We start from the raw sequence: 6259 nt of genomic DNA, 5'->3' as shown, positions 1-6259 counted from the left end.
CGGGCGGGATGCTAATGCCACAACGTAATTGGCCAGGTAATTCCACTGTAAATGGTGGTTATCGCTTTGGATTTAATGGCAAGGAGAAAGAGGATGAAATTACAGGCTCAACTGGAAGCCATTTGGATTTTGGAGCTAGGATTTATGATAGTAGAATTGGAAGATTATTAAGCATGGATCCATTAGCAAATAAAGTACCATCGGAAAGTCCATATAATTTCGCTGGGAATTCTCCAATTCTATATGTTGATATAAATGGCGAAATAAAATGGCCTACTGGAAAAGAAGGTGAAGATTTAGCAGCAAAATATCCTACAGCATATAAGTATTTGACCCAAACTTCAGTTTCAAATAAGGGTACTTTAATGGAAATGTCAAATAGCGACAGAATTGTTAGTTCAATGATTGCAAATACTCATTATGCAAATCAAAAAGCATCAGGGTATAGCGGTTATGAGTCTTATAACAATGCACTTACTAAAGGGAAAATAGTTGATGCATTTTCACCTACTGGAGGACCAGATTTAAAAATAAGACCATCAGTAGAGATAAATGGAGCAGGAGGCTATACTCAAAACAATGCTGGTAGTAATTATACAAGTCCTATTGAAATAGCTTCAGAATTATTTCAAGCAATAGAAGATGCAGAAACAGAAGATGATAAGCAAGCGGCGTTATTAAATTTAGTAAGTGTGGTAATTCATGAAATCGAAGAGTGTTATTCTGATGATAGAATAAATGAAGGTAATGCACGTTATGGAGTATACCCAATGCAAGAAGAAATTTATGGAAATCCTTTTGAATTACCGGGATATCCCGATTATAATAATGCAGCAAAAAATGTAATTGAAATAAGAAAAGAAGGAGGTTCCGCTCCAGATCCGTCTGTACTTCCAACTTTACCAAAATAATGAAATTAAAATGAATAATTGGTCATTTATTACATTAACTATTTTTTTTAATCTTTATGGGTTCTTCACTGTATTTGCTCAAATAGATGAGAATGAATTATCATATTTGCAAAAGCAGAATAAAATTAATTATAATATTTCTCAGAATATTGAAAGTTCAATAAAGATAGTTAACCCAATTTTATTAAGATATATACCATATGATCTTGAAGTTAGTTTCGAAGACACAAACAATGTCATAATAGAAACAGAAAATGTATATATAATAAAAACTGGTAATAGTTTGTACAGATTTATAATTGGAGATAGTTTGCATTACGGAGGTTCAGTTTCATTCTTTAATGATGTTCAACCTAAAAAAGTTAAAATTCAAACTATTAAATTTCATGTAAAAGATTTGCCAATATCAGTCTCACTTTCGGGTTATTACAATGGAGATAACATTTATGAAAAAGTTTTAGAGAAAGGAGTATTAAGTGCAGAGATTGTTAATTATGATATAAATATAAAATTCCCTATAAAATCTTTTGATATTGTATTGAAAAAAGATAATGATATCGAAATAATTAACATAAAGGGAAATCTTATTAATTTACAACATAAAAATATAATTGAGAATTCTGATAGAAAGTATCCTATAATAATTAAAGATATTATGATTGAATTAAGAACAGGTCTTTTGAAGAAACTTGACCCAATAGTATTTTTTATAATCCCTCGCTGATTGATGGTTTCGTCGTTAAAACAATAAATAAAAAAGTCAAAAATGGTGGTAAGCTTTTGGAAAAAGGAATTAAGCAAAAAAAAGACATATTCTTATTTCTTTTTTTTCATTTTTTTAAGCTTTCATTCTTTTTTATATATTTGTAATAACCAAAAAATTACCATATGAAAATCTTAAATCTTTTATTTGTTATAATTTTCTTTGTAATATCCAATATTGGAAAATCTCAACAGTGGACTTTGCAAAATAGTGGAACTATTCAGAATCTTTACGCTGTTCAATTTGTTGACATAAACAATGGATGGGCAGTTGGAAATGCTGGAACAATATTACATACTACAAATGGAGGTACAACATGGTCACCGCAAGTTAGTGGTGTAACTGTAAATTTAAAATCGGTATTCTTTGTTTCAACAACTGTTGGTTGGGTGGTAGGAATTGATCAAACTATTTTACACACAATAAATGGAGGAACAACTTGGACACATACAACAGGATTAGCAGGTGAAGCTTATAGATCGGTTTATTTTATTAATCAAAATGTTGGATGGATTGGCGGAACCAATGTGGGTGCAGGCTACATTATAGCAACAACTGATGGTGGTCAAAACTGGATAGTTCAGACCGATGCCTCAACTAGCACCTTTGTTAATGATTTATTTTTCCTTGATGCTAACAACGGTTGGGCAATTGGTACATCTGGAAATTCAGATGCCTTAAGAACCTCAAATGGTGGAAATTTTTGGTTTACTTTTTCTTACATAACAGGATGTCCTACTTACTATGACATTTTTTTTATTGACACCCAAATTGGGGTTGCTGTTGGAGATAATAGCTTAATCCTTTCTGATGGAGGAAGCTCTTGTTTTAACATTGATATTGCTGTGGGAACTTCTTATCCAATGCACGGTGTATATTTATTTGATTACGAAAATGGATTAGCGGTTGGTGAAAATGGGTTAATCTCAAAATCGATAAATACTAGTCTTGTGGGTTGGGAGCAAGTAGTATCTCCAACAACTAATAATCTTTTATCATTATGCGTTAAAGATAATAATCATGCATGGGCTGTTGGAAGTAATGGAACCATAATTAAAGGAACAAATCTTGTTACATCTATTTCTGAAAATAAAACGAATAGTTTTTCAGTTTATCCAAACTCTTTTTCCGACTTTACAACAATTACTCTTGGTAATAAAAAAATGTTAACCAATGGAACCCTCGAACTTACAGATTTAACAGGCAGGGTACTTCGGAAAATAGAAAACTTAACTTGTAATACTTTTGTTCTAAATAAAGAGGATTTAACCGATGGAATGTACTTGCTAGTTGTATATGATGGTGGAGTAAAAATTGGATCTACTAAAATATTGTGTAATTGATTAAATAAAACTTAAAAACAATACCTTATTGCTGAAATACACAAAGCCAAGCGGTGAGCCTGACTTTTGTTAGTTCTATACGACTGTTTATCAATATATATAACCACGCTTTTTTACCTCTTCTTTAAGCCATTTGTTTAATTTATTTTCATTTTTAACAACAAACTCTTTAAATAACTCCTTTTGCTTTATTCTTGAATATACACCCAAGCTTTCCCAACTTGTATCAGAAAAATTTAACTCAGGTTCTCTGCAACGTGTAATAAATGGACTACCAGTGTATACAACTGTATCGGTTTCAGGATAAAAACCAAAAATATTAAAAAATATTCCATTATAAGTCATACATTTTTCTTTTCCTGATAAAGTAGTAAATATACTAATCTCAAAAGTGTCACCAATACTTTGAGTATCTATTAATAAACCATCAATAAAACAAATAGATGAATCATAAAGGGTTTTTTGGTCACATGTAACATGTTTATCTTTAAAATTTAATTCATAATATAACCATTTAGCTTCATTAAGTCTTCTTTCGTAATGAATCTCATTATTATTAATAGAGCAATTTTGAAAAAGTGCTACAATTATAACAACACATAATATGATTACTTTTCTCATCGATTAACTGCAGGATCTAGTTTACCAGATTGTAAAGTTTTTTTATTAACTGATATAGTATATGCATCTTTGCCATAAATATAAATATTCTCTCTACCAACAATCACATTCATATTGCCTCCATTAATAACATCAACATTAGTACTTGGTCCATATGAGAAAGGCTTTCTAAAAGGAGGGCCAGCAAGCCCTTCATTGGGATGAAGGTGTATTTTTCCGACTTTTTCACCTTTATCAGGCTCTATATCAGGCCAACTCGTTACAGTAGCTAAACTTCCAGGTTCTGCTTTTGCTCCTGGTTTAATTAAACCATCTTTTTGATATAAATTTCCTGAAGATTCGTTAAAATAATTAGGAGCATATAAATCAGGACCTTCCCCATCAACTTTATTATCTTTCCCTGGAACTGTATTTCTATTATAAAAAGTTCTTAAAGAATTTACATCAAATGTTTTTCCTTCTTTTCTTAAGAAAATATTCGCTTTATTATCATTTTGAACATTTGCTGCTTTAAGAGATGCAACCTGAATAGTAAATTGTTTAATATTCTTGTCAGAAACTATTGTAATTGCAGCAGGTAGTTTATCATATGAGGTAAATAATAATTGACCTTTTTGAGAATAATATAAAGTTGTATCACCACCAGGATCAACAATTGAAATAGGATTATTTTCAAATGAAGCATATCCAGATAAGTATGGATATTTTTTCTGATATGGATCAACAGCCAACCACCTACAAATTCTGCTATCATAAATCCTTGCTCCAAAATCCAAATGACTTCCGGTCGTACCAGTAATCTCATCGTCTTTCTCTTTCCCATTAAACCCGAATCGATAACCACCATTTACAGTGGAATTTCCTGGCCAATTACGTTTAGGCATTAGCATTCCGCCCGATTAGATTTTAATGTGGATACCTATTAATTCATTATATTCTTTCTTTTTCATAATAATACAATCATCATTTTCTATTATTTTTAAAATTGAGGGGTAAGATTTTTTCATTAAATAATCTTTAGAATTAACATTTAGTTCATCTAAATCATTTAATAAAAATTCAAAATAACTAGTTTTAGCTAATTTAGTTGTCCTATTTGTAACTTCATAGATAACTTTATATATTTTAAAATTCTTATTATAGAAATAAATCATTCTATATGGTGATATTCCTATAGGTTCTTGTATCATAACAAATAAATTATACTCTTTCAAATAATGATTTATAAAGATATAATCAGTAGAACTTGGTGGAATAGTAAGTGGATATTTATTTAAGTCAAAATAATATAATATACATGTATCATTTTTTAAAGTTAAGTATTGAATATAAGTAGAATCAATTATTCTGTTTTCAAAATCTTTAACAATATTCATTTTTAATACCTGATTATTAAGTCTCTTTTCAAAAGATTTAAATAAATATCTTGGATTTATATTGTTGTCGATATAAATTTCTTCTTTAATATAATATAAATTATTTGACAAAACTGAGTCTATTCGTACATATCTAATTTCACTTGAGTAATCACAATCGGTTGCAAGTAAGAAATATTCATTATTTGAAGACCTCTTACTATTAACGCAGCCGATTAATAATAAAACAATTAAAAGACTATTCAGTATTTTATCTGTATTGATTGCTCTTTTCGTCATTCTCAAAAACTGATTTATAACTTGGATTTAATTTAATTAGTTGATTTTTAATAGTATAATATCTTTTAACTCCTTCATGAGACAAATTCTTTTTACTTAATGCATTATGGTCGAAACCTCCATAAGCAGTAGGATTATATTTCTTTACAGCTTTATCGAATCCTTCTTTTCCTCCTTTTTTAAATGCATCTATCTCATATTTTGCAACATATCCATGTAATTGATTTTCATGAGCATGTGTCTTTACTAAATCTTTAACATCACTTTGGTTAACTGTCATTATTTCAGTATAAAAAGTTGGTTTCCCATTTACCATTTGATTAGTAAAAACACCTAATATATTAGCTGTTGGATTTGTTAGAGCTGTTTCTTTTGATAAATTAAAATCTGCAATTACTAAATTATAATCACTATACTTGCCACTTTCTGTGAAAGTGTAACCTCCAATTGTTTGCCCTTTAATTGCGAATTGACTATAATATGACCTTCCCTCATCTGTTTTCATATAATCAGTTAGCATCTTTTCTGCATTTGACGACAATTCATTTTTTGTCCAAACGTAATTACCTGAATTATCTGTTTTATAAGTTACAGTTTTCTTAACAGTGTCGCCCCTTAAATCATTATAAAATATCGAATTATTTCCCATATATTCATAAGGGCTTTCGCTTGGGACTATCATATTTTTTGGATCTATTGACCACCATCTTAAAATTCGTGAATCTGCTTCTCTAAAGTAAGTAGTAAAATGGCTACCAGTTTGTCCGGTCATTTCATCATCTTTTTCACTTCCCTGTACTCCGAACCTATAGCTATTACTATTAAAATTACGTTGTGGCATTAGCATCCCGCCCGAAGGGTTATGTATTGATGTAACAGTATAAATATTATAATTATACAATGGTTAAGAAATTGATATTTTTGTATAACAAATTAAATTAACGATATAAATTTACAATTATTTTT

7 protein-coding genes are annotated in these 6259 nt (G+C 29.6%); 3 read left to right on the top strand and 4 right to left on the bottom strand.

Annotated elements, in window-relative coordinates; translation table 11 throughout:
- The 3 genes from HY951_02460 to HY951_02450 all read left to right on the top strand — a co-directional run.
- Window positions 1-911 (top strand): hypothetical protein (locus tag HY951_02460; GenBank protein ID MBI5538891.1); only part of this gene is annotated, 911 nt, incomplete at its 5' end.
- Between the two features lie 10 nt (window positions 912-921).
- A complete protein-coding gene (locus HY951_02455) occupies window positions 922-1635 on the top strand; it encodes a hypothetical protein (protein MBI5538890.1) in 714 nt (237 codons plus the stop codon).
- A gap of 164 nt (window positions 1636-1799) precedes the next feature.
- Window positions 1800-3017, top strand: coding sequence for a T9SS type A sorting domain-containing protein (locus tag HY951_02450; GenBank protein MBI5538889.1), 1218 nt, complete (start codon window positions 1800-1802; stop codon window positions 3015-3017).
- A gap of 90 nt (window positions 3018-3107) precedes the next feature.
- Here HY951_02450 and HY951_02445 read toward each other — a convergent pair whose 3' ends face one another.
- From HY951_02445 to HY951_02430, 4 genes are read right to left on the bottom strand one after another with little or no spacing between them, the layout of a single operon-like run.
- Window positions 3108-3638: a hypothetical protein gene (locus tag HY951_02445; GenBank protein MBI5538888.1), complete on the bottom strand. Its 531-nt coding sequence runs from the start codon at window positions 3636-3638 to the stop codon at window positions 3108-3110.
- Complete coding sequence (locus HY951_02440; GenBank protein ID MBI5538887.1) at window positions 3635-4522, bottom strand: hypothetical protein; 888 nt, start codon at window positions 4520-4522, stop codon at window positions 3635-3637. The genes HY951_02445 and HY951_02440 overlap by 4 nt, the downstream gene beginning before the upstream one ends.
- A gap of 15 nt (window positions 4523-4537) precedes the next feature.
- On the bottom strand, window positions 4538-5293 hold the full coding sequence (locus HY951_02435; protein MBI5538886.1) for a hypothetical protein: 756 nt from the start codon (window positions 5291-5293) through the stop codon (window positions 4538-4540).
- Entirely contained in the window at window positions 5265-6194 is a 930-nt protein-coding gene (locus HY951_02430; GenBank protein MBI5538885.1) for a hypothetical protein, read from the bottom strand. The genes HY951_02435 and HY951_02430 overlap by 29 nt, the downstream gene beginning before the upstream one ends.
- Between the last annotated feature and the right edge of the window lie 65 nt (window positions 6195-6259).

This window comes from Bacteroidia bacterium (genome assembly GCA_016218155.1).
In the GTDB taxonomy this organism is placed as follows: domain Bacteria; phylum Bacteroidota; class Bacteroidia; order Bacteroidales; family GWA2-32-17; genus GWA2-32-17.
The sequence above is the reverse complement of the archived record's forward strand: the minus strand, read 5'-3'. Positions and strand labels throughout refer to the sequence as shown.

Bases quoted from the DNA above. Each gene is read 5' to 3' on its own strand.
- HY951_02450 (MBI5538889.1), top strand. From the start codon at position 1,800: ATGAAAATCTTAAATCTTTTATTTGTTATAATTTTCTTTGTAATATCC.
- HY951_02455 (MBI5538890.1), top strand. From the start codon at position 922: ATGAATAATTGGTCATTTATTACATTAACTATTTTTTTTAATCTTTAT.
- HY951_02445 (MBI5538888.1), bottom strand. From the start codon at position 3,638: ATGAGAAAAGTAATCATATTATGTGTTGTTATAATTGTAGCACTTTTT.
- HY951_02435 (MBI5538886.1), bottom strand. From the start codon at position 5,293: ATGACGAAAAGAGCAATCAATACAGATAAAATACTGAATAGTCTTTTA.
- HY951_02440 (MBI5538887.1), bottom strand. From the start codon at position 4,522: ATGCCTAAACGTAATTGGCCAGGAAATTCCACTGTAAATGGTGGTTAT.